Genomic DNA, 20,638 nt, shown 5'->3' on the forward strand with positions numbered 1-20,638 from the left:
CATTTCGCGCCCGCACCAGCGCACGCAAGGCGTGGCGTCCCCGCCGAGAAACCGTTCGTCGCATATTTCCGCGCCGCAAAAGAGCGGCAATCGGGGCGCCACGGCGATTAACCACAAGGGCCGGGCACCAAGGAGCGCCACCATGCCCTGTTACCGACTTTTCTACCGGGACGCCGCTTCCGGCCGCATCATCGACAGCCATGTGCTGGGCGAATGCGGCGAGGACCGCGATGCCCTGATGATGCTGGCCGATCACATGCGCGACGGCGATGTCGAGCTGTGGGAGCGGGATCGCCTCGTCGCCATCCTGAAGAGCACCGCGCGGGCGGCGTGACGACATACGTCACCGCCGTCCCGCCAACCTGACCGGAGAGACTCAGGCCGCCGGCCCGGATTTCCGGGCGCGACGCCGATCATAGACCTTCTTGGCGACATAGGCACCGCCCAGCACGATCCCGAGCGGCCCCAGCCGCCGCAGCACGCCCGGCGCGGCTGCACCGATCACGGCGCCCTTGATGCCGCTGTCGCCATCGCGGCGATCGATCTCGCGGCCGACGAGTGCGCCGATAAGCTTGCCGATCATGCCTTCACGTCCTTCTTCTCACCGAAAACCCTGTCCTTCGCGGCCCCCAGGCCACGCAGCACCGCCCAGCCCACCGCATAGGTGATCACCACCGGGATCGCGACCTTCAGCACATTGGCCGTGATCGCGCCCACCAGCGCACCATCGGCCGCGCTGTCATCGCCGCTCATCGCATCGATCGCGCCACCCACCAGCGCTCCAACCGTCGTCGCACCCACGCCGAAAATCTCCCGAATGTCTGCCCGAAAGGAGCGCGCGAACCCGCAATCGGTTCCGCCTCCGTGACGAGTTCTGACGGCTCTCTCCCTCAAACGGAAGGGAAGCCGCGCGTTACCGCCCCAGCATCGTTTCCGGCACGACGAGCCGGTCGAACGTCGCATCGTCCACCAGCCCCAGCGCTTTGCCTGCCTCGCGCAGCGTCAGCCCTTCATGGTGGGCGTGCTTGGCGATCTTCGCGGCATTGTCATAGCCGATCTCGGGCGCCAGCGCGGTGACGAGCATCAGCGATCGCTCCAGCAGTTCGGCGATGCGCGCACGATTGGGCTCCAGCCCGTCCAGCGCACGCTCGCGGAAGCTGTCCATGCCCACGCTCAGAAGATCGATCGAACGCAGCACGGCCGCGCCGATCAGCGGCTTGAACACATTGAGTTCCATATGGCCCTGCATGCCGCCCACCGTGACGGCGACATGATTGCCCATCACCTGCGCGGCCACCATCGTCAGCATCTCGCACTGCGTGGGGTTCACCTTGCCGGGCATGATCGAGCTGCCGGGCTCGTTTTCCGGCAGCGAAAGCTCGCCCAGGCCACAACGCGGGCCGGACCCCAGCAGGCGGATGTCGTTGGCAATCTTGGTGAGCGAGACGGCGAGGCTGTTCAGCCGGCCCGAAAAATCGACGAGCGTGTCATGCGTCGCCAACGCCTCGAACTTGTTGGGCGCGGTTTCGAAGGCGAAGCCGGTGATCGCACTGATCTCGCGCGCGATATCTTCCGCAAAGCCCCTGGGCGCGTTCAGCCCGGTGCCCACCGCCGTCCCGCCCTGCGCCAGCCTGGCGAGGCCATGCTCCACCAGCGGCGCGGTGCGCGTGCGGGCAAGGCGGATCTGGGCGTAATAGCCGGAAAACTCGTCGCCCAGCGTCAGCGGCGTCGCATCCTGCAAGTGGGTACGGCCGATCTTCACGATATCGTCCCAGGCCCTCGCCTTTTCGAGCAGCCCAGCTTCCAGGCGCTCCATCGCGGGCAGCAGCCTGTCGCGCGCCGCCAGCGCCGCCGCGACATGCATGGCGGTGGGAAAGCTGTCGTTCGAGGATTGGCCGCGATTCACGTCGTCATTGGGGTGGACGGGCGCCTTGCCGCCGCGCTGGCCGGTCAGCATCTCGTTGGCGCGCCCGGCGATCACCTCGTTCACGTTCATGTTGCTCTGCGTGCCCGAGCCCGTCTGCCAGATGACGAGCGGGAACTGGTCGTCATGCTCGCCCGCCGCCACTTCGGCCGCCGCCGCCTCGATCGCGTCCGCCTTCTCGCCCGCCAGCCCGTGCGCCCGGTTCACCCGTGCGGCGGCCTGCTTCACGATCGCCAGCGCGTGCACGATGCCGATCGGCATGCGTTCGCGTTCACCGAACGGGAAATTGGCGATCGACCGCTGGGTCTGCGCGCCCCAATAGGCATCGGCCGGAACCTCGATCGGTCCGAAGCTGTCGGTTTCGGTGCGGGTGTCGGTCACGATCCTGGAAATCTCCTGCCGTCTGGCGCCGCTCGGGGCCGATACCTAGATGGCGGTTGCGTCCACAGGAGCAACCATGGCCGACCTATCTTCTTTTCCGATCACCACCCGCTGGCCCGCGCAGCATCCCGATCGCATCCAGCTCTATTCGCTGCCCACGCCGAATGGCGTGAAGGTATCGATCGCGCTGGAGGAGATGGGTCTCGCCTATGAGCCGCACACGATCAACATCGGCGCGAACGAAACCTGGACGCCCGAATATCTCTCGCTGAACCCCAACGGCAAGATTCCCGCGATCCTCGATCCGGATGGTCCCGGCGGCAAGCCGTTCGCCCTGTGGGAATCCGGCGCGATCCTGATCTACCTGGCCGAGAAGAGCGGCAGGTTCCTCGCCGCCGATCCCGCGCTCCGCTATGAGACGATCCAGTGGATCATGTTCCAGATGGGCGCGATCGGCCCGATGTTCGGCCAGCTCGGCTTCTTCCACAAATTCGCCGGCAAGGATTATGAGGACAAGCGGCCGCGCGATCGATATCTGAACGAAACCAAGCGCTTGCTCGGTGTTCTGGAAGGCCGCCTGAAGGATCGCCAGTGGATCATGGGCGATGAATATACGATCGCCGACATGGCCATTCTGGGCTGGGTCCGCAATCTGATCGGCTTTTACGAAGCGCGCGAGATTACGGGCTACGATCAGTTCGGCGCGGTCGATGCCTGGCTCCAGCGCGCGCTGGCGAGGCCTGCCGTGCAGCGCGGCCTGGAAATACCGGCACGCCCCTGATCGTCTCCGCCGTGCGCCCGCGTGGGCGCACGGACCGGTTCCCTCATCCCGTTCGCGCCCGGCGATCGGGATGAGATCGGCGCGCTTTCCTACCCTCCGAACTTCACGCCGATCCACAGGGTGCGCGGCGTGCCATAGTCGATCGATCCGCCGGCGTTGCGCGTCACGATATTCACGTCGAAGATATTCTCCGCCCGCGCCACCAGCGCCAGCTTGTGTCCCAGCGGAAGCGTGGCGACACCATCCACCGTGGTGACGGCCGGCAGCACGTCCGTCTGCAGATCATCCTCATATTGCTTGCCCACCCGGCGCACGGTGGCGGAAAGCGAGGGACCACCGGTCGGCGCCCAGGCCACCGTCGCCGCGGCATTGTGGCGCGGGCTCTGCGCGGGAATGAAGCCGTTCAATCCGGCCGCGACGCCCGAAGCGTGAACGCGCGAGGCATTGAAGGCATAGCTCGCCGTGATCGAGAAAGGCCCGTGCCGCACGGCGGCGGAGGCCTCGATCCCCTTCGCCACGATCGCATCCACATTCATGCGGCGGCGCGTGTTGGTGGCGATCGTCACGTTGGCGATCGCATCCTCCAGCCGATTGGTGAAGGCGGTCACGTTCAACGACACGCCCTCGACGGGCGTCAGGTCGATCCCCGCCTCGACGCCGCGCAGCCGCTCCATCTTCAGTTGGGCATTGGCCTCGGTCGTGATCGGCTGGACCACGAAGGGACGATAGAGTTCGTTCGGCGTCGGCAGGCGGAAGCCCGTATAGGCGGCGGCGCGCACCGCGATCACGGGCGCGATCTGCCAGCGCGCCCCCGCGCGCCCGGTCGCGCGGGTGCCGTCGCGATCGGCATAGACGTTGTTCGTGGTGAGCGCGCCGGTGGGGCTGCGTACACGCAGGAAGCCATCGTCGATACTCCAGCGATCGACGCGGCCGCCGCCGGTGAGGATCAGATCGCCCAGCTTCCATTCGTCTTCCACGAACAGGCCGGCGGTGGTCTGGTTGCCGCCCGCATTGCGGCGCAGCGTGAGCGCGCCGGTCGTGGCGTTATAGCCATCCTCGAACAATTCGCCCGATGCGCGGCGGAAATCGCCGCCGATGCGCAGCATGTGGCGATCGCCCACCGGCGGGCGCAGTTCGATCTTGCCGCCCACGCCCAGCGCCGGCGTGTCGCGCTGGTCGAGCGTGACGCGGAAGGTCGTCGCGCTCACCACCTTGTTGGTGAAGTTGCGCACCTGCACATAGCCAACCGCATCCACCGCCCAGTCGCCCCGGTGGATCAGGCGCACGCTCGCATCCTCGCCGCTCGTGCTGCTGTCCGCCCCCTGAAAGCGCAGCGTGCGATTGTCGCGCAGCACCAATATGTTCGTCTGCAATTCGGTGAGTTCGTCGATTGGCGCGACGGCGCGGATCGATGTCGACCAGTCGCGATAGCGCGCCCGGGCCGTGGCGGCGACGCGCTGGGACACCGGCGTCGTGTAGAAACCGTCGCTGCGATCGTAACGGCCCGAAACGGCGACGTAGCCCGCGCCCACGTCCGGCGCGGCGGTCGCGGCGAGCTGCACGGAATCGAAGCTGCCATAGGAGGCGCTGGCGGTGAGCGGCGGCAGATCCGCGCGTCCGGCGCTGACCAGTTCGATCGTGCCCGAAAGAGCGCCCACACCAAAGGCTCCGCTGCCACCGCCGCGCGTGACGCGTACTTCGGACAGGCGATCCGGCGAGAGGGCGTTAAACGGAATATAGCCGAAGAAGGGATCGGCGATCGGCACGCCATCGAGCAGGACGAGGGTGCGGCTGGATGCGTTGCCGCCCAGCGCGCGCAGCGTGATGCCCTGCGCGGAAGGATTGGCCGAGCGGCTGTCCGAACGGCGGAACTGCTGGAGCCCGGCCACATCCGACAGCACATTTTCCACCCGGCCGGAGGCATCGCCCGTCAACCGCGCCCGATCGATCACCGTGGTATCATAAGCGCGATCGGAATCCGGGCGTGACAGGGCCGAGCCCAGCACGATGATCTCCGATCCGGCCGCATCCGCGTCGGCGCCCGCCGCGTCTGCCGCGATCGCGGCGGCCGGGAATCCGCATGAAAGTCCCGTGGTCGCCACCAGGGCGATGATTGCCTGCCTCAAGCTCTTCCCCTCACCGCGATCCGGTTGCGCGTCTTCGTTTCGACCCAGTCCCATACCGCCGGCACGGTTAGGACGCGATGCGACCTTCGGGTAGCCCGCCCGGCCAAAAAAACCGCCGGGATGCGCCGGGGATCAGTCCGTCATGGTCGATCCGGGGCCGTCATTCGCCGCGATGCCCCACGGCATCCGCCGCCACCGGGGCTGAAAACGCGCCGGAGCCTCAGCCCCGACGATCCGACCGTGCGATCGCGATGCTGGCGAGAAGCGTTTCCGCCTGCGAGACCGAATAACCCGCCTGCTTGAACGCCCCGAGTTCGGACTTGGGCACGTTATAGCCGTGATGCCAGGAGAGGACGGCGAAGCGCCGCAGCGCTTCCAGCCGCGCATCGGCGAGGCGGGGCTTGGGATCGATGCCGAACAGCCGGCCGAGAAAGCGCGCGATCCGGCCGGGCTCGCCCAAGCTGGAAAGGCTGTCGCGACGCGAGAAGAGGATGGTGGTCCATTCGAGGGGCGAGAATTCCGCCACCTCGCCGCGCGCATTGGCGTGGCCGGTGAAGGCTTCCAGCGGAGCGGATTGCGCATAAGCCGCGTTCAGATCGAGATATCCCACGCCTGGTCTCCCTCACGCAGAACGTTGCCGTTCCGCCCCCTTTCGCGTGAGTCAGGTTAACGCAGCATGTCGCGCGCGGCGGACATGGCGGAGACTGACACGGATCACCGATCGGGATCTGGAAAGCGGCGCCGCGCGCGGCATCCGCTCCTGCGGGAGCAGCCGATAGGCCGCCCCCTCTGCAGGGTCAAACGATTTTTGTACCGGGAGGAATATATATCTCGACTGTTGCCGCGAAAGCGCGGCTTTTCCGCCGATCAGCCCTCGATCAGCACCTGATTCCGGCCATTCGCCTTCGCCTGATACATCAGTGCATCGGCAGCCGCGATCGCCTGATCCAGCGACTTCTCGCCGAAGGCGGCGATGCCCGCCGAAAAGCTGAGCAGGCCCAGTGGCTGATCGGTGGCGCGCAGCTTCACCTTGCGCGCGGCCAGGTCCTCGCGCGCCCGGTTCAGGATGGTGAACGCCTCGTCGGGTGTGATCGCACCGTTGAAGATGATAACGAATTCCTCGCCGCCCCATCGCGCCAGGAAATTCTGCCCGCAGCTTTCCTGCAGGGAATTAGCGACCAGCTTCAGCACGCGATCGCCCACGACATGGCCGTAGCGATCGTTGACCGACTTGAAATTGTCGATGTCGCACATGGCGAGCAGCGGGCGCTGCACGGGCTGCAGCCCTTGCAGGCGGGCGAGCACGCCGCGGCGATTGTGCAGGCCGGTCAGCGAGTCATGATGCGCATCGCCCTTGGCCGTCTCCACTTCCTGCCTCAGATCCTCGATCTGCTTGGCCGCCTTGGCGAGCTGCGATTCCGTGCGGGTGGAACGCTCGATCATCGTCGCGACGAGTTCCGCGATGGCGACGGTGCCGGCGAGCAGCGTCTGCTCGGCCTCCAGAGCCCGACCGAATTCGCCCGTCTCGTTCACGGCCGTCTGCGTCAATTCGGCCAGGCGCAGCGTGTGGCGGCGCACCTTGGCCGCATCCTCGCTCTCGCCCTGCGGTTCCTCCTCCTTCGGCCCATGAACGGCCAGGATGCGGGAAACATCGGCCGCGCTCAGCCGATCACCGTTCATGATGACGGCATCCACGGCACGCGCGGCCAGGCCATCGCCGTTCGTGACGACAAGGTAGCCCAAAGTATAATTCTGCGGTGTCGCGGGCAAAGATTGCCGCGACAGGAAGGAAAGGACGTTCGGCCCGACATCCTCTGCCACCACAGCGGTCGCGGTGCTCGGGGAGCTGATTACGCGGCGCGCCAACATATTTATGACCTCCATCCGTGAGGCGGTGATTTGCTGATGACGGGGCGTAACGACGAATCGCAAACAATCCGTTGCCATCCCCGCTCGTTGGAGCTCCGGATCTTCTTTTTGTCCGATCCGGACCAAATCAGGCGATCCGGCGCAGTCTTTCGATCAGGCGTTCGCGCGCGGGGGTTATGGCTGCGACCGGCCCGGTCAGCAGATCGCGAATCAGGAAATGGCCGGTCAGCGCGAGCGCATCGATCAGATCGGGCCACGCGCCCGCCCCGCCTTCCACCAGAAAGAGCGGCAGTGGCAGCAGCCGATCACGATAGGCCTCGCCCGCCGCGCGCGAGACGGCGCCGCCGCTCTTCGGGCTGACGAATATCAGATCGTCGCGCACGCCGGTCGCCACGCATTCCGAAAGATCGAGGCCGAAGCCCAGCTCGGCCAGCAGCAGCAGTTCATAGCGGGCGAGCGCCGCCGCCCAGCCGCGCGCGGAGGGCGCCGCCGCGATCGCGGCGAGCACGCCCTCCAGCGCGACATGCAGGCGCGGATAGGGCTGGCCTTCGGGCAACACGGCGGCGGTAAGCGCCGTCACCCAATCAATCGCCGCCGCCGCCAGCGGCTCGCCCAGGAGCCCCGCGCGGCTTTCGGCCAGTTCGGCCACCAGCGCGGGCAATTGATCGTCGGAGCGCGCGCGCCAGTCGCCGCGAATGCGATTGCCCGCGATCAGCACGGGCCGGAGCCGGCGCGAGCGCCCGCCCCGCACATAGCCGGCGATCAGCCCGTCATCCGGCGTCAACGCGCGGACGATGGCGCCATGCTCGCCATGGCCGCGCACCGCGCAGACGATTGCCTCCGCCTCGATATGCATCGGGATGATCTAGGGGGTGATCCGCCGCCGGGGAAGCGCCCGGCGCCCACCAGCGCCGACATGCCGTTTCGGAGTGATCGAACGATACGTCGTCCCGGGCGGAACCCTTCCCATCAAGCGGGGGGACGGTCGGGTGACCGGGCCCGGGACGACGTCGATACGCGGATGCGACAAGCAACTCACACGTGCGATCAGATCGCAGGCCCTTCTCTAGGCCGCGTCGATGACCGGACGGCAAAGAGCCAAGGTTAAAATCGCGAAAGCCACGTTTTTCCCAGCCGGCCCCGCCCGCTCAGCCGCTCGGGTGAAAATGGTCGTAGATCTGCCGCGCCATCGCCTCGGATATTCCGGGGGCACGCATCAGATCCTCCAGCCCCGCTCCGCGCACGGATTTGGCCGTGCCGAAATGCATCAGCAGCGCCTTCTTCCGCGCGGGGCCGATGCCGGGCACGTCATCCAGCGTGCTCTTGATCGTGGAGGCGGCGCGCTTGGCCCGGTGTGCGCCAATCGCGAAGCGGTGCGCCTCGTCGCGCAGGCGCTGGAGATAGAAGAGCACGGGGGATCCCGGCGGCAGCATCGATTCGCGCCCGTCCGGCAGATGGAAATGCTCGCGCCCGGCATTGCGGTCCGGCCCCTTGGAGATGCCCACGATCGGCACGTCCTGCACGCCCATCTCCTCCATCACGCGAAAGACCGCCGAAACCTGCCCCTTGCCGCCGTCGATCAACAGCAGATCGGGCCACTCGCCCGATTTACGATCGGGATCCTCCTGCTCCAGCCGCGCGAATCGGCGCTCCAGCACTTCACGCATCATCGCGAAATCGTCGCCGGGTGCCGTCTCGGGCCGCCTGATGTTGAACTTGCGATACTGGCCTGTGCGGAAGCCCTCGGGGCCCGCCACCACCATCGCCCCCACCATGTTCGTGCCCATGATGTGGCTGTTGTCGTAAATCTCGATCCGGTTGGGAGGCCCGTCCAGCTCGAACAATTCGCCCACTTCGCGCAGCAGCCGGTTCTGCGTCGCGCCCTCGGCAAGCCGACGGTCGAGCGCTTCTTCCGCATTGCGCGTCGCCTGCGCCAGCAGCCTTTTCTGCTCGCCCCGCTGCGGCGTCTTCAGCACCACCTTGCGCCCGGCCTTTTCGCTCAGCGCCTCCACGATCAGCTCGACTTCGGGCAGCGCGCGATCGATCAGCACAAGCCGTGGCGGCGGCACTTCCTCATAGAATTGCATCACGAAGGCGGTCAGCACCTCCTCCTCGGGCACCTCGGCGACATGCGTGGGGAAGAAGGCGCGATGCCCCCAATTCTGCCCGCCGCGAATGAAGAAGGCCTGGATGCCGATATGCCCCTGCTTGGCCGCCAGCGCGAACACGTCCGCATCCTCCACGCCCTCGGCATTGATCGCCTGGGTGCCCTGGATGAATGTCAGCGATTTCAGGCGGTCGCGATAGACGGCGGCCAGCTCATAATCCATCGCCTCGGCGGCCACGGCCATCTGCTGCCCCAGCTTCTGCTGCACCCTGGTGGATTTGCCCGCCAGGAAATCGGCCGCGTCCCCCACCAGTTCGGCATAATCTTCCGCGCTGATCCGGTCGACGCACGGCCCCGAGCAGCGCTTGATCTGATAGAGCAGGCAGGGCCGCGTGCGATTGGCGAAGAAACTGTCCGTGCAGGAGCGCAGCAGGAACAGCTTCTGCAGCGCCGTCAGCGTCTTGCGCACCGCCCCCGCCCCCGCGAACGGGCCGAAATATTGCCCCTTCGCACGCCGCGCGCCGCGATGAAGCTGCACGCGCGGAAAGGCATGATCCTCGCGCAGCAGGATGAAGGGGAAGCTTTTGTCGTCGCGCAGCAGCACGTTGTAGGGCGGGCGGAAGCGCTTGATGAGCTGCGCCTCCAGCAGCAGCGCCTCCGCCTCCGTATTAGTGGTGACGATGGTCATGCCGCGCGTCTGCGCCACCATCCGGCTGAGCCGCTTCGGAAGACGCGGAACCTGCGTGTAATTGGTCACGCGATTCTTCAGTGATCGCGCCTTGCCGACATACAGCACGTCGCCGCGCACATCCGTCATGCGATACACGCCGGGCCGCTGCGGCAGCGTCTTCAGCACGTTGCGGATCGCGGCCACGCCCGCCTCGATATCCGGCGCCGCGCCCTCGCCGCGCACGGCATAGGTCTGCTTCTCTTCGGAAAAACGATCGGGGCTGTCGGGACGTTCGCTCACCCGCGCGATTTAGGGGGCGACGGCGCCGGGCGCCAGCCATCGCCGTGGCCCCGGCGTCTTCCGAGCCGGGCGCCCGGATCCGCGAGCGCCCCCCTTTGCCTCCCGGGCTCCCCGCCCGATCGGGGATCCGCGCCTCAGTAAAACGCCCCGTAGATCACGTCGACGATGCGGCGCGTGCCGATCTGCACCAGCAGCAGATCCGGCCCATAGCGCACCCAGCGATAGCCCGGCGGCGGCGGCCCGACGCCCAGCGGCGCATAATCGTCGAAATAATAAGACGAGGAGAAAAACAGGCTCGGCAGCAGCAGCCCGATCGACCAGCGGCGATAGCGATAGCCCGGCGGATAGCGGAACGGGCGACCGGGCATCGGGCGGAAGCCCGGCGGGCGGCCGATGCCGGGGCGATGGACGGGCCGGCCCGCACCCGGACGGCCCGGTGTCGGCCGCGGAAGCGGCGTCACCCCCGGGCGACCAGGTCGCGAAGGCTGGACAGAAGGACCGCCGGGGCGATCGGGGCGGCCGGCGCCGCCTCCGGGTCGGCCCGAGTCCGGCCTTCCGGTGGATGGGCCGCCGGGCGACGGCCGCATGCCCTGATTGCCGCCACCGCCCGCGCCCGGGCGTCCGGATCCGCCCCCCTGTTGCGGAGGGTGCGCCCCGCCGCCATGCTGCGGCGCGCGTGACTGGCCGAGCTGCGCCATGGCGATATCGGGAAGGATGACGAGCATCGCCGTCATCAGAAGGAGCGGCCGTTTCATAAGCAATCCCCTGCGTTGTCCCGCGAGGCTAGGCGGCTCCCCGGCGCATCGCAAGTTCTTGCGGATACGAAACGAACGAATGCGCTCCACGCGGGAGTGCCCCGGAGAAACGGGCGCTCGCGTCCACGATCGATCCGGATGGCATGGAGAAGGCGGGCCGGATGCGAGCGCCACGAAACCCGACACTCATCCCAGTTCGGTCATTTTCACCACGGGCCGACGGATGCGCAGGCGCCGCCGCAATGGCATTTCGATATAGTGAAGGCTCAGCCACGCCAGCAGAAGCGTCGCGATCACGAGCGGCGGCCACAACCATGCAATCTGCTGCGGCGAAAAGGGCTGGTTGGCGTGCAGCGCGAGAATCGCGAGGATGATCGGCATGTGCAGAAGGTAGATTGAATAGGAAAGATCGCCCAAAAGCATCATGACGCGATTATCCAGCCAGCGAGCAACCGGAGCCCGCAAGGCGACCAGCAGCACCAGCGGCCATATCATCACGGTCATGAGCGCATTGCTGGCAAAGCGCGAAAGCGGCCAGGGATCGATCCAGACGAGCGTACCGGCAGCGATCAGCAGGGCAGCCAGCGCGACGAGCGGCAACCGTGCGAACCACTCCTTCACCCCATAGAGCAATACGCCCGTAAAGAAGCCCAGCACGCCGCGCGCGATGAACCATGGCAGCTTCGGCCCCAGCACCCAGGCCAGCGAATAGAGGCCGCACAGCAGAAGCATGGCGCTGCCGGCGTAGAAAAGCGGGGACCGTTGGCGGGCGAGGACATAGAATGCGGCATAGCAGATAAGCTCGACCGAGACGGACCATGTCGGCGCGTTGAGGCTCGCGGGCTCCACGCGCAGGAATTGCAGGCCGAGCAGATTGCGGATCCAGTCCGCCGGCGCGTGCCCCCAATCCTCATAGGCATGCCCGGTCAGCCCTATGCCGAGATAGACGGCGAGCCCGGCCAGCACCGTCGAAAGCGCCATCAGCGGATATAGCCGCGCGAAACGGGCCGAGGCGAAATCGGCCGCGCTGGCGCGGGTGGGGCCGTCATCCTGCCGGTAGATGTGGTGGAATATGAAGCCGGACAGAACGAAGAACAGTTCCACCAGCATATCGCCGTGGCGGTATATCCGCTCGATCGGAAGGAACCATCCGAGCGGCATAAGCTCGGGATGATCGATCGAAAGGTCGCCGGAAAGATAGCGAAGGTGGAAGATCAGCGCGACGCCGATCGATGCCACTCCGCGCAGGGCATCGACGGGAGCGATGCGCTGCTGCACTTTTGGAAATCAGTTCGGGCGCTGGCCCAGCGAGGCGATCGTACGATCCACCAGCGCCTTGTCGCTTCCCGCATCCAGCTTCTCGCCGATGATCTGCGCGGCAGCGGCGGCGGCGGCGGAAGCGGCCTTCGCGCGCAGTTCGGCCACGGCCCCGCGCTCGGCGGCGGCGATCTTGTCCTCGGCCATCTTGCCGCGACGCGCGATCAGCGTCTCCGCATCGGCCTTGGCCTTATCCACGATCGCGGCGGCCTCGGCATAGGCGTGGCTCACGATCGAGGCGGCCTCGCCCGCAGCGGCGGATGCCTTGCTCTCATATTCGGCCTTCAGCGCCTCGGCCTCGGCGCGGAGCCTGGAGGCTTCGTCCAGCTGAGTGCGGATACCGGCGATCTTCTTGTCGAGCGACGCGGCGATCGCGGCCGGCACCTTCTTCCACAGGATGATCGCGATCACCACGATCATCGACAGCGCGACCCAGCCGCCCGGCGGCAGGCCGAGCGCGGTCATCTCGCCATGCTCGATCATCTCGGGATCGGCCAGCGTGGTGGCGTTGAGCTGGGTGCCGGCGATCTCGGCCATATTCTTATCCTTAAGCCGCCAGCGCGGACTTGACCGCGCGAGCGGCCTCGGCGCGATCCACGTTCAGACCGGAGACGCGGGCGACGATTTCCTGCGCGGCATCGGCGGCTACGCCTTCGATCCCGGCCGACGCTTCCGCCAGCTGGGCCGCGAGCCTCGCCTCGGCCTCGGCCGCCCTGGCCTGAACCTCGGCATCCGCCGCCTTCACCTTCGCTTCGGCATCCAGCGTCGCCTTATGCTTGGCGGCGGCCATTTCCGCCTGTGCGGCGGCGCGGCTCTCGTTGAGCTTGGCGAGATAGGCTTCCTCGGCCGCATCGGCCTGCGCGCGCGCAGCCTCCGCAGCGGCGAGATCACCCTGGATGCGCGCGTCGCGATCCTCGATCGTCTTCTCGATCTTTGGCAGCATCGCCTTGCCGATGCCGAAATAGAGGAGCGCGAAAACGATCACGAGCCAGAAAAGCTGGGACGCGTAGATTTCGGCGATCTGGTCTATCTGGGGCATCGGCTTGGAAGGGCCTTACGAAAGGAGGACGACAGGTGGCTCGCCGGGTTGCCCCGGCGAAGACCTTACTTGACGACGAACAGGATCAGGATCGCGATGACGAACGCGATCAGGCCCAGAAGTTCGGCGGCGGCGAAGCCGATGAACAGGCGGCCCTGCTGGCCATCGGCGGCACCCGGATTGCGCAGCGCGCCCTCGAGGAACGAACCGAACACGTTGCCCACGCCCAGCGCGGCCATGCCGACGCCGATCGCGGCGAGACCGGCGCCGATCACCTTGGCAGATGCGAGATCCATAATGTCTTCCCTTCTGTGAACTGTGATTTGTAGCTTGTTGAAATCAGTGAAGATTGATCGCGTCGTTCAGATAGAGCGACGTGAGCAGCGCAAAGACGTAGGCCTGGATCGCCGAAACCAGCAGTTCCAGCGCCGAGACGCCGATGATCATGATGAAGGAGAGGAAGCTGACGCCGTAGCCGATGCCGCCGGCATTGAGCCCCTGCACCACGAAGCTGGCGAACACGTCGAGCAGGATATGCCCGGCCGTCATGGCCACGAACAGTCGCAGCCCCAGGCTGAACGGACGCACGAGGAAGCTCGCCAGCTCGATCACGAAGATCAGCGGGATCATCACCTTCGGCGTGCCGTGCGGAACGAACAGCGAGAAGAAGTGGAAGCCGTGCTTCAGGAAGCCGACGATCAGCACGATCGCGAAGCTGAAGAAGGCCAGTACCGCCGTCAGCGTGATGTGGCTCGTCACGGTGAAGGGGTGCATCCCCGGCACCACGCCCAGCGGGATCAGCCCGATCAGGTTGGCGAACAGGATGAACATGAAGAGCGAGAAGACGTAGGGCGTGAAGGCCCGGCCCTTCGGCCCGATATTCGCATCCATCATGTTGGAGATGAAGCTCGTCATCCCCTCCACGGCCGCCTGCCAGCGCCCTGGCACCAGCTGACGCTTCATCCCGCCGAGCATGAACAGCCAGAGGCCGGCCAGCGTGATGACCATGAACAGCGCGGAATTGGTGAAAGCGATATTGTGGCCCGCAATGGACCAGTCGGCGCCGAACAGCGGCTCGACCTTGAACTGATGCATCGGATCGATGCCGGAGCCCTCAGCGGCCACTCTCTCAACCCCCGTTATGCGGCCGCCGCCGGATCACTCCGGCCGCTGGCCCGAAATTCGCATGATATTCCTGAAGGCCACCACGATCCCGAGGACCAGAAGCACCAACAGAAGCCAGGGCGACGTGCCCAGCCAGCGATCGAACAGCCAGCCCAGCAATGCACCGCCGGCCGGACCCGCGATCAATTCCGTCAACACGCGGCTGCCCTGGCTATAGCCCTTGCCTGGCTTGCGCTGCGTCGTTCCGGTCCTGATCTTCTCGGCGTCCGTCGCCGCCTTCAGTCGCTGATCCAGCGACGTCAGCCGGACATCCTGACCGATCGGATCCTGCCCGGTCCCGTCCTCCGCCACGGTTTTCCCTCTCCTCTTTGTATCGGGAAGGTCCGCCGCACCGGCGGGCGATCCCGTCAGGCGCGCACCCTCTAGAAAAGGGGTTCTCCCGAGTCAACCAAGGCGGGCCGTCCGGGCGCTGTCCTTAAGGACAAGAAAGGACGAACTTATTCGGCGCGCGCCCTGCCGGCGGCGGCCATTGCAACCGAATCGGCCCTTCCCCGGAGACATCCGATCGCGGAAAATCGCGCCGCTTTCCCTCCGCCCGTTCCGCCTCTAGCCTCCTCCCCATGAAGGATGCCGATCCCGGCCACGATACACGCGGACATCGCGCCCGCCTGCGCCGGCGCCTGGCGGAAGGCGGCGGGGAAGCACTGCTGGATCACGAACTCGTCGAATATCTGCTGGCGCTCACGATTCCCCGGATCGATACCAAGCCGATCGCGCGGCGCCTGCTGGATGAATTTGGCGGCATCGGCCCGTTGCTGAGCGCCGCGCCCGAAACGCTGGCCAATGCCGGCGTCAGCGAAGCGGCCGCCGCCGCGCTCCAGATCGCGCAGGCGGCCGCGCTGCGCCTGTTGAAAAGCGCTGTGGCGGAGCGGCCCGTGCTCGGAAGCTGGCAGGCCCTGTCCGATTATCTCCATGCGGCGATGGCGCATCGCGCAACCGAATCCGCCCGCGTGTTGCATCTGAACGTCCGTAACGTGCTGATCCGCGACGAACTGGTTTCCGAAGGGAGCGTCGATCAGGCCGCGATCCATGTGCGCGAGGTCGTCCGCCGCGCGCTGGAGCTGCATTCCTCCGCGATCATCCTCGTCCACAATCATCCGAGCGGCGATCCCGCCCCGTCGAAACAGGATATCGCCATCACGCGCGAAATCGTCGCCGCCTGTCGCCCGCTCGGGATCGTCGTGCACGATCATGTGATCGTGGGCAGCAAGGGGCAGGCGAGCCTGCGATCGCTGGGCCTGATGTAGCGGCGCGATCCCGGTTGAGGGGCGGCCTTCCCGGCCGCCGTGCCGGGAATGGCCTCCCTTATTTTTTAACCGGTACAGGCGGCCGCGGATTGGCGGCGGCGATCTCGCGGCCGATCACCTGCATCACGCGCTGCCGATCCTGCAGTCGCTTCACGCAGGCATTCATCGTCGGCGCCATGTCCTGCGGCCGCAGCGTCTTGCTGACGGCGACGATCTGCGCCTTCAGCTGCGGCTGCGTCACACGCACGTCCACGCGCCCGAAGAAGAAATGGGATGCCTCGATCGCGAACTGCTTCTTCGCCTGATCCTTTTCGGTAGCGGCGAAGGCATTGCTCACGAGCAGGCAGCGAACATCGGCCCCCACATCCTGCGCCATGGCCGGGGCGGCCCCCAGCATCGCGAGCGCGAGAGACGCAGCGGAGAAGATCGGACTGATACGCATCGCAGAGCCTTTTGATCGAAGGACGCCGCCAACTGCCACAAAGGGCGCGCAATGGCGATATCCGTGGCGGAATCCGGTTTTTCTTGTGGCGCGCGCGGGCGCGCTTGTCACCAAGGATCGGCTTGATACTCTCGGAAACAGGCAAATATCAGCGTGATTGCTCCGCAATCGCAAGAAAAGGCCGCGATCCATGCCGTTCCATCATGCGGCCGAATAAGGAGTGATCGATCCCATGCGCCATCTCGCCGCGGCCGGGCTCGGCATGTTCTCCCTTCTGGCCGCCGCGCCGGCGCTGGCCGCGCCCGGCAAGTCCAGCGGCGATTTCGAGGAGTCGCATGCCTATTGGAGCAACGGGCAACTGCCCGCGACCTTCCATCTGACGATCACGATGACGGTGGATGGCGACACGGTCAGCTATCGGGGCGTGAACAGCACGGACAGGGATCATCCCCATGTCGCCACCTGGTCCGGCAAGCTGGATGGCAAGCGTTACGCCTTCGACGGCGGCTATTTCGATCACATGGCGCTGATGAAGACCGGCCCGGACGAGTTCATGATCGAGAAGTATCGCAACGGCGATCTCGTGGTCGGCGAATTCTGGCGCTACACGGCCGAGGGCGACGAATGGGTCCGTCACGGCGTCGTCGCCCGCGCCGCCGCCGACGGCACCTCCAAATCCTATATCGAAACCTTCCGGCGCACGAAGAAATAGCGCGATCGGCGGCGGGTTCTCGTCGCGGGCAAGGCCCCCGGCCGCGAGCACGCATCACCACGCCATGCCTCCGCGTGTACGGCCCCTCGCATATATGAGGTCTGGCTTTCGCCTGACTTTCAGGCCGCCCCCCCTCACCGCGCTTCGATCGGGCAAGGCCGATTGAACCCCGCTTTCTCCCCTGCTACCCGCCCCGCGACATTCCCCCAGCGCGAGCGAGCCACCCATGATCCCCCGCTATTCGCGGCCGCAGATGACGGCCATCTGGACGCCCGAGAACAAGTTCCGCATCTGGTTCGAGATCGAGGCGCACGCCACCGAGAAGCTGGGCGAACTGGGCGTCGTCCCGGCCTCCGCCGCCAAGGCGCTGTGGGACTGGTGGGCAACGAAGCCGGTCATCGACGTTGCCGCGATCGATGCGATCGAGGCCGTCACCAAGCATGACGTGATCGCCTTCCTCACCTGGGTCTCCGAACAGGTTGGCGAGCAGGCACGCTTCATGCACCAGGGCATGACCTCGTCGGACGTGCTGGACACCTGCCTGTCCGTCCAGCTCGCCGAGGCGACCGATCTGCTGCTCGCCGATCTCGATGCGTTGTTGGCCGCGATCGAGCGCCGCGCCTTCGAACACAAGCTGACCCCCACGATCGGCCGCAGCCACGGCATCCATGCCGAGCCGGTCACGTTCGGCCTCAAGCTGGCCGAGGCCCATGCCGAATTCCAGCGCTGCAAGGTGCGGCTGCTGGCGGCCCGCGCGGACATCGCCACCTGCGCCATTTCCGGCGCGGTCGGCACCTTCGCCAACATCGATCCGCGCGTGGAGGAGCATGTCGCGGCCAAGATGGGCCTCGCGGTCGAGCCCGTCTCCACGCAGGTGATCCCGCGCGATCGCCACGCCATGTATTTCGCCACCCTGGGCGTGATCGCCTCGTCGATCGAGCGGCTCGCGGTCGAGGTGCGCCATCTCCAGCGCACCGAAGTGCTGGAGGCCGAGGAATATTTCTCGCCGGGCCAGAAGGGCTCGTCGGCCATGCCGCACAAGCGCAATCCGGTGCTGACCGAAAATCTCACGGGCCTTGCCCGCATGGTGCGCGGCTATGTGACGCCCGCGCTGGAGAATGTAGCGCTCTGGCACGAGCGCGACATCAGCCATTCGTCGGTGGAGCGCTATATCGGCCCGGATGCGACCATCACGCTGGATTTCGCGCTCGCGCGGCTGACCGGCGTGGTCGACAAGCTCCTCGTCTATCCGGAGCGGATGCAGAAGAATCTCGATCGGATGGGGGGCCTCGTTCATTCGCAGCGCGTGCTGCTCGCGCTCACGCAGGCCGGCTTCAGCCGCGAGGCCGCCTATGCGCTCGTCCAGCGCAACGCGATGAAGGTGTGGGAGAGCGACGGCACGCTTTCGCTACTTGATCTGCTCAAGGCCGATCCGGAGGTCACGCTGTCGGACGAGGCGCTCGAGGCCGAGTTCGACCTCGGCTATCATTACAAGCATGTCAACACGATCTTCGCCCGCGTCTTCGGGCGAAGCTGATCCCCCGCCGCGCGCCCGCCACGAGGCGGGGCGCGGCCTCCCCGGGCGGCTTTCGATTTCGCTGCACCGGATCCGGCGCTTCAGACCAGTGCCTTGGCGTGTCTTCCAGGCCGGCCGGTGATGCCGCCGGCTGCGACGCAGCCTTAATGCGTCGGCTGATTATCGCGCGGATAGCGCAGCATCAGCCGGCCGGTGACGATGGAAACCTGGGAGGCGAGCACGCTTTCGCCATTCCGGAGCAGCAGCAATTCGGCTTCCCGCAAGAGCAGGAGGCAGCGATCGATATCGACGGAAGGCATGAACGGAATAACTCGCAAGCAACTGATACGGTTGGTGGACCGGCACCTTGCGCCCTCCCCGCCCGGATCGCCACCTTACAAATTGTAAACAACCATCACGTGGGGGTGTTGGCGCCCCCTTCGGAGGGCTGCTTCCCGGCGCTGCCGATCGATTGATCCACCAGCCCGGCGCGTAGCATCAGCCAGAAAAGCAGGATGCCGGGCAGCGCGATCACCGTCGTCAGCAGATAGAAATTCACATAGCCCATCGTCTCGATCAGCGCGCCCGCCGTCGTTCCCGTCAGCAGGCGCCCGACGACGCTGGCCGCCGCCGAGATCAGGGCATATTGCGAAGCCGTGAAGCGCAGATCGCACAGCGCCGAGAAATAAGCGGTGACGGTGACCCCGCCGATGCCGCTCGCGACATTCTCGAACGTCATCGCCCCGGCCATCGCCAGATTGGAGTGGCCCGAGGCGGCAAGCCCCGCGAAGCTCAGGTTGGAAACCGCCATCAGCCACAGGCTGAGCAGCACCGATCGCTTCATCCCGAGGCGCGCATAGAGAAAGCCGCCGATGAAGATCCCGATCAGATAGGCCCAGAAACCGGTGCCCACGTCATAAACGGCGATCTCGTCATTCGTGTAGCCGAGGCTGTCGAACAGCAGGCGGAAGGTGAGGTTGGCAAGCGTATCGCCGATCTTGTGGAGCAGGATGAAGGCCAGCACGAGCGCCGCCCCCTGCCGGCTGAAAAACTCCACGAACGGCCCGGTGATCGAGGCCAGCGCCTCACCGATGCCGCGCCGGCCCACCGGATCGCGATGGCGCGGCGGCTCCCCGATCAGGATCGCGGTGAGCATCGCCGGCAGGGCGAAGACCGTGCAGAGCAGATAGGCGCCCGTCCACCCGATCCGCGCCGCCATCACCAGCGCGGTGGCCGCCGCAAGCTGCGATCCGATGCGCCAGCCATATTGGGTCATGCCCGATCCGGGACCGAGCTGGCGCGGCTCCAGCAATTCGATGCGATAGGCATCGATCACGATATCGTAGGTGGAGCCGGCGACGGCGACGAGAACGGCCGCTACTCCCGTCCACCACAGGCTGGCGGCGGGATCGACGATCGCGAGATTGGCGACCGCCGCGATCACCAGCAGCCCGGCCACGATCATCCAGGAAACGCGCTGGCCCAGCCGGCCCAGCACGGGCAGGCGCACCCCATCGATGATCCATGCCCACAGGAATTTCAGGTTGTAGACGAGGAAGGCCAGCGTGAAGGCCGTGACCGATTTCTTGTCGATCCCCGATTGGGCAAGCCGCGTCGTGAGCGTCGCGGCGATCATCGCATAGGGAAAGCCGGACGACATGCCGAGGAAGAGCGAGGCCAGCGGGGCCTTTTCGAAATAGGGCTTGAGCCCGGAAAGAAAGGCGCGGCTGGGTTCGTCTGTCACGGCGGTCATGCCGCTGGTGTAACCGGATCGGGGCGGGTGTCGAGATGGCGCGCCTCGCCCTTTCGCATCCGGCGGAAACGGCTCAGAACAGCGTGAAGCCGCGCGGCATCCGCTTCGGGTTGCGGCCGCCGATCTTGGCATCCACCGCGTCGATCGCGGCGAGCAGATCACGCTGCGTATAGGGCTTGGCGAGGCAGCCGACGGCCAGCGCCTTGGCCTCCGTCGGGCAATGGCCGGTGACGAAGATCACCGGCACCCCGGCCTCGCGGGCTGCCTGCGCGACATCCAGCCCCGTGCCGCCCGCCGAAAGGCGTATATCGGAGAGGACGAGATGGGGCTGCCCGGCATGGATCGTCTCGATCGCGACCTCCACGGTATCCACCGATCCCACGACCAGATAACCCGCATCCTGCAACACATATTCGTTGTCGAACGCGACGAGCGGCTCATCCTCCACGATGAGGATCCGGTTGATCCGGGACACCACTTTCTCACGCTTGCCGAACAACGCCACGCCGATCGC

General features: G+C 66.3%; 24 protein-coding genes. 5 read left to right on the plus strand and 19 right to left on the minus strand.

What is annotated here, in order from left to right; translation table 11 throughout:
- Positions 1-142 precede the first annotated feature (142 nt).
- Positions 143-334 (plus strand): hypothetical protein, encoded by a 192-nt coding sequence (locus tag DI605_RS07975; RefSeq protein WP_293971665.1) that lies wholly within the window; start codon positions 143-145, stop codon positions 332-334.
- A 42-nt stretch (positions 335-376) separates the two neighbouring features.
- Here the strand turns inward: DI605_RS07975 and DI605_RS07980 are convergent, their stop codons facing one another.
- The 3 genes from DI605_RS07980 to fumC all read right to left on the minus strand — a co-directional run bounded on the left by DI605_RS07980 (position 377) and on the right by fumC (position 2,305).
- Complete coding sequence (locus tag DI605_RS07980) at positions 377-583, minus strand: hypothetical protein (protein WP_293971668.1); 207 nt, start codon at positions 581-583, stop codon at positions 377-379.
- Positions 580-801 carry a hypothetical protein gene (locus tag DI605_RS07985; RefSeq protein WP_293971670.1) on the minus strand — a complete coding sequence of 74 codons (222 nt, stop codon included), beginning with the start codon at positions 799-801 and terminating at the stop codon, positions 580-582. Before DI605_RS07985 ends, DI605_RS07980 begins: the two co-directional genes overlap by 4 nt.
- A 112-nt stretch (positions 802-913) precedes the next feature.
- Positions 914-2,305 carry a class II fumarate hydratase gene (gene fumC, locus DI605_RS07990; RefSeq protein ID WP_293971673.1) on the minus strand — a complete coding sequence of 464 codons (1,392 nt, stop codon included), beginning with the start codon at positions 2,303-2,305 and terminating at the stop codon, positions 914-916.
- Between the two features lie 76 nt (positions 2,306-2,381).
- Here fumC and DI605_RS07995 point away from each other — a divergent pair, with 76 nt between their 5' ends.
- Entirely contained in the window at positions 2,382-3,086 is a 705-nt protein-coding gene (locus DI605_RS07995; protein ID WP_293971676.1) for a glutathione binding-like protein, read from the plus strand.
- 89 nt (positions 3,087-3,175) lie between these two features.
- On the opposite strand, the gene DI605_RS08000 is transcribed toward DI605_RS07995, so the two are convergent.
- The 12 genes from DI605_RS08000 to DI605_RS08055 all read right to left on the minus strand — a co-directional run bounded on the left by DI605_RS08000 (position 3,176) and on the right by DI605_RS08055 (position 14,745).
- Positions 3,176-5,266 carry a TonB-dependent receptor gene (locus DI605_RS08000; RefSeq protein ID WP_293971678.1) on the minus strand — a complete coding sequence of 697 codons (2,091 nt, stop codon included), beginning with the start codon at positions 5,264-5,266 and terminating at the stop codon, positions 3,176-3,178.
- A gap of 166 nt (positions 5,267-5,432) precedes the next feature.
- Positions 5,433-5,822 carry a hypothetical protein gene (locus tag DI605_RS08005; RefSeq protein WP_293971681.1) on the minus strand — a complete coding sequence of 130 codons (390 nt, stop codon included), beginning with the start codon at positions 5,820-5,822 and terminating at the stop codon, positions 5,433-5,435.
- Between the two features lie 257 nt (positions 5,823-6,079).
- Entirely contained in the window at positions 6,080-7,081 is a 1,002-nt protein-coding gene (locus tag DI605_RS08010) for a GGDEF domain-containing protein (protein WP_293971685.1), read from the minus strand.
- Between the two features lie 127 nt (positions 7,082-7,208).
- Positions 7,209-7,937, minus strand: a complete 729-nt coding sequence (gene recO, locus DI605_RS08015) for a DNA repair protein RecO (RefSeq protein ID WP_293971688.1) — start codon at positions 7,935-7,937, stop codon at positions 7,209-7,211.
- A 292-nt stretch (positions 7,938-8,229) separates the two neighbouring features.
- The gene (gene uvrC, locus DI605_RS08020; RefSeq protein ID WP_293971691.1) at positions 8,230-10,158 is read right to left on the minus strand and encodes an excinuclease ABC subunit UvrC; all 1,929 of its coding nucleotides are present in this window, start codon (positions 10,156-10,158) and stop codon (positions 8,230-8,232) included.
- A gap of 134 nt (positions 10,159-10,292) precedes the next feature.
- On the minus strand, positions 10,293-10,913 hold the full coding sequence (locus tag DI605_RS08025; protein ID WP_293971693.1) for an RcnB family protein: 621 nt from the start codon (positions 10,911-10,913) through the stop codon (positions 10,293-10,295).
- Positions 10,914-11,099: 186 nt separating this feature from the next.
- Positions 11,100-12,191 carry an acyltransferase gene (locus tag DI605_RS08030; protein WP_293971696.1) on the minus strand — a complete coding sequence of 364 codons (1,092 nt, stop codon included), beginning with the start codon at positions 12,189-12,191 and terminating at the stop codon, positions 11,100-11,102.
- A gap of 9 nt (positions 12,192-12,200) precedes the next feature.
- Positions 12,201-12,713 carry a hypothetical protein gene (locus tag DI605_RS08035; protein ID WP_293972564.1) on the minus strand — a complete coding sequence of 171 codons (513 nt, stop codon included), beginning with the start codon at positions 12,711-12,713 and terminating at the stop codon, positions 12,201-12,203.
- 64 nt (positions 12,714-12,777) lie between these two features.
- Positions 12,778-13,269: an ATPase gene (locus DI605_RS08040; RefSeq protein ID WP_293971698.1), complete on the minus strand. Its 492-nt coding sequence runs from the start codon at positions 13,267-13,269 to the stop codon at positions 12,778-12,780.
- A gap of 65 nt (positions 13,270-13,334) precedes the next feature.
- Complete coding sequence (locus tag DI605_RS08045) at positions 13,335-13,565, minus strand: F0F1 ATP synthase subunit C (protein WP_171745022.1); 231 nt, start codon at positions 13,563-13,565, stop codon at positions 13,335-13,337.
- Between the two features lie 43 nt (positions 13,566-13,608).
- A complete protein-coding gene (locus DI605_RS08050) occupies positions 13,609-14,394 on the minus strand; it encodes a F0F1 ATP synthase subunit A (RefSeq protein ID WP_293971705.1) in 786 nt (261 codons plus the stop codon).
- A gap of 33 nt (positions 14,395-14,427) precedes the next feature.
- Positions 14,428-14,745 carry an AtpZ/AtpI family protein gene (locus DI605_RS08055; RefSeq protein WP_293971708.1) on the minus strand — a complete coding sequence of 106 codons (318 nt, stop codon included), beginning with the start codon at positions 14,743-14,745 and terminating at the stop codon, positions 14,428-14,430.
- Between the two features lie 269 nt (positions 14,746-15,014).
- Between DI605_RS08055 and radC the strand changes: the two genes are divergently transcribed.
- The gene (gene radC, locus DI605_RS08060; RefSeq protein WP_293971711.1) at positions 15,015-15,701 is read left to right on the plus strand and encodes a DNA repair protein RadC; all 687 of its coding nucleotides are present in this window, start codon (positions 15,015-15,017) and stop codon (positions 15,699-15,701) included.
- 58 nt (positions 15,702-15,759) lie between these two features.
- On the opposite strand, the gene DI605_RS08065 is transcribed toward radC, so the two are convergent.
- Complete coding sequence (locus tag DI605_RS08065; RefSeq protein ID WP_293971713.1) at positions 15,760-16,143, minus strand: hypothetical protein; 384 nt, start codon at positions 16,141-16,143, stop codon at positions 15,760-15,762.
- A gap of 232 nt (positions 16,144-16,375) precedes the next feature.
- Between DI605_RS08065 and DI605_RS08070 the strand changes: the two genes are divergently transcribed.
- Positions 16,376-16,855 carry a hypothetical protein gene (locus DI605_RS08070; protein ID WP_293971715.1) on the plus strand — a complete coding sequence of 160 codons (480 nt, stop codon included), beginning with the start codon at positions 16,376-16,378 and terminating at the stop codon, positions 16,853-16,855.
- Between the two features lie 226 nt (positions 16,856-17,081).
- Complete coding sequence (gene purB, locus DI605_RS08075; RefSeq protein WP_293971718.1) at positions 17,082-18,392, plus strand: adenylosuccinate lyase; 1,311 nt, start codon at positions 17,082-17,084, stop codon at positions 18,390-18,392.
- A 143-nt stretch (positions 18,393-18,535) separates the two neighbouring features.
- On the opposite strand, the gene DI605_RS08080 is transcribed toward purB, so the two are convergent.
- From DI605_RS08080 to DI605_RS08090, 3 genes are all read right to left on the minus strand, one after another.
- A complete protein-coding gene (locus DI605_RS08080; RefSeq protein ID WP_293971721.1) occupies positions 18,536-18,691 on the minus strand; it encodes a hypothetical protein in 156 nt (51 codons plus the stop codon).
- Positions 18,692-18,786: 95 nt separating this feature from the next.
- A complete protein-coding gene (locus DI605_RS08085; RefSeq protein ID WP_293971724.1) occupies positions 18,787-20,115 on the minus strand; it encodes an MFS transporter in 1,329 nt (442 codons plus the stop codon).
- 82 nt (positions 20,116-20,197) lie between these two features.
- Positions 20,198-20,629: a response regulator gene (locus DI605_RS08090; protein WP_293971727.1), complete on the minus strand. Its 432-nt coding sequence runs from the start codon at positions 20,627-20,629 to the stop codon at positions 20,198-20,200.
- Between the last annotated feature and the right edge of the window lie 9 nt (positions 20,630-20,638).

The organism is Sphingomonas sp. (assembly GCF_003248515.1).
Taxonomy (GTDB): Bacteria; Pseudomonadota; Alphaproteobacteria; order Sphingomonadales; family Sphingomonadaceae; genus Sphingomonas_I.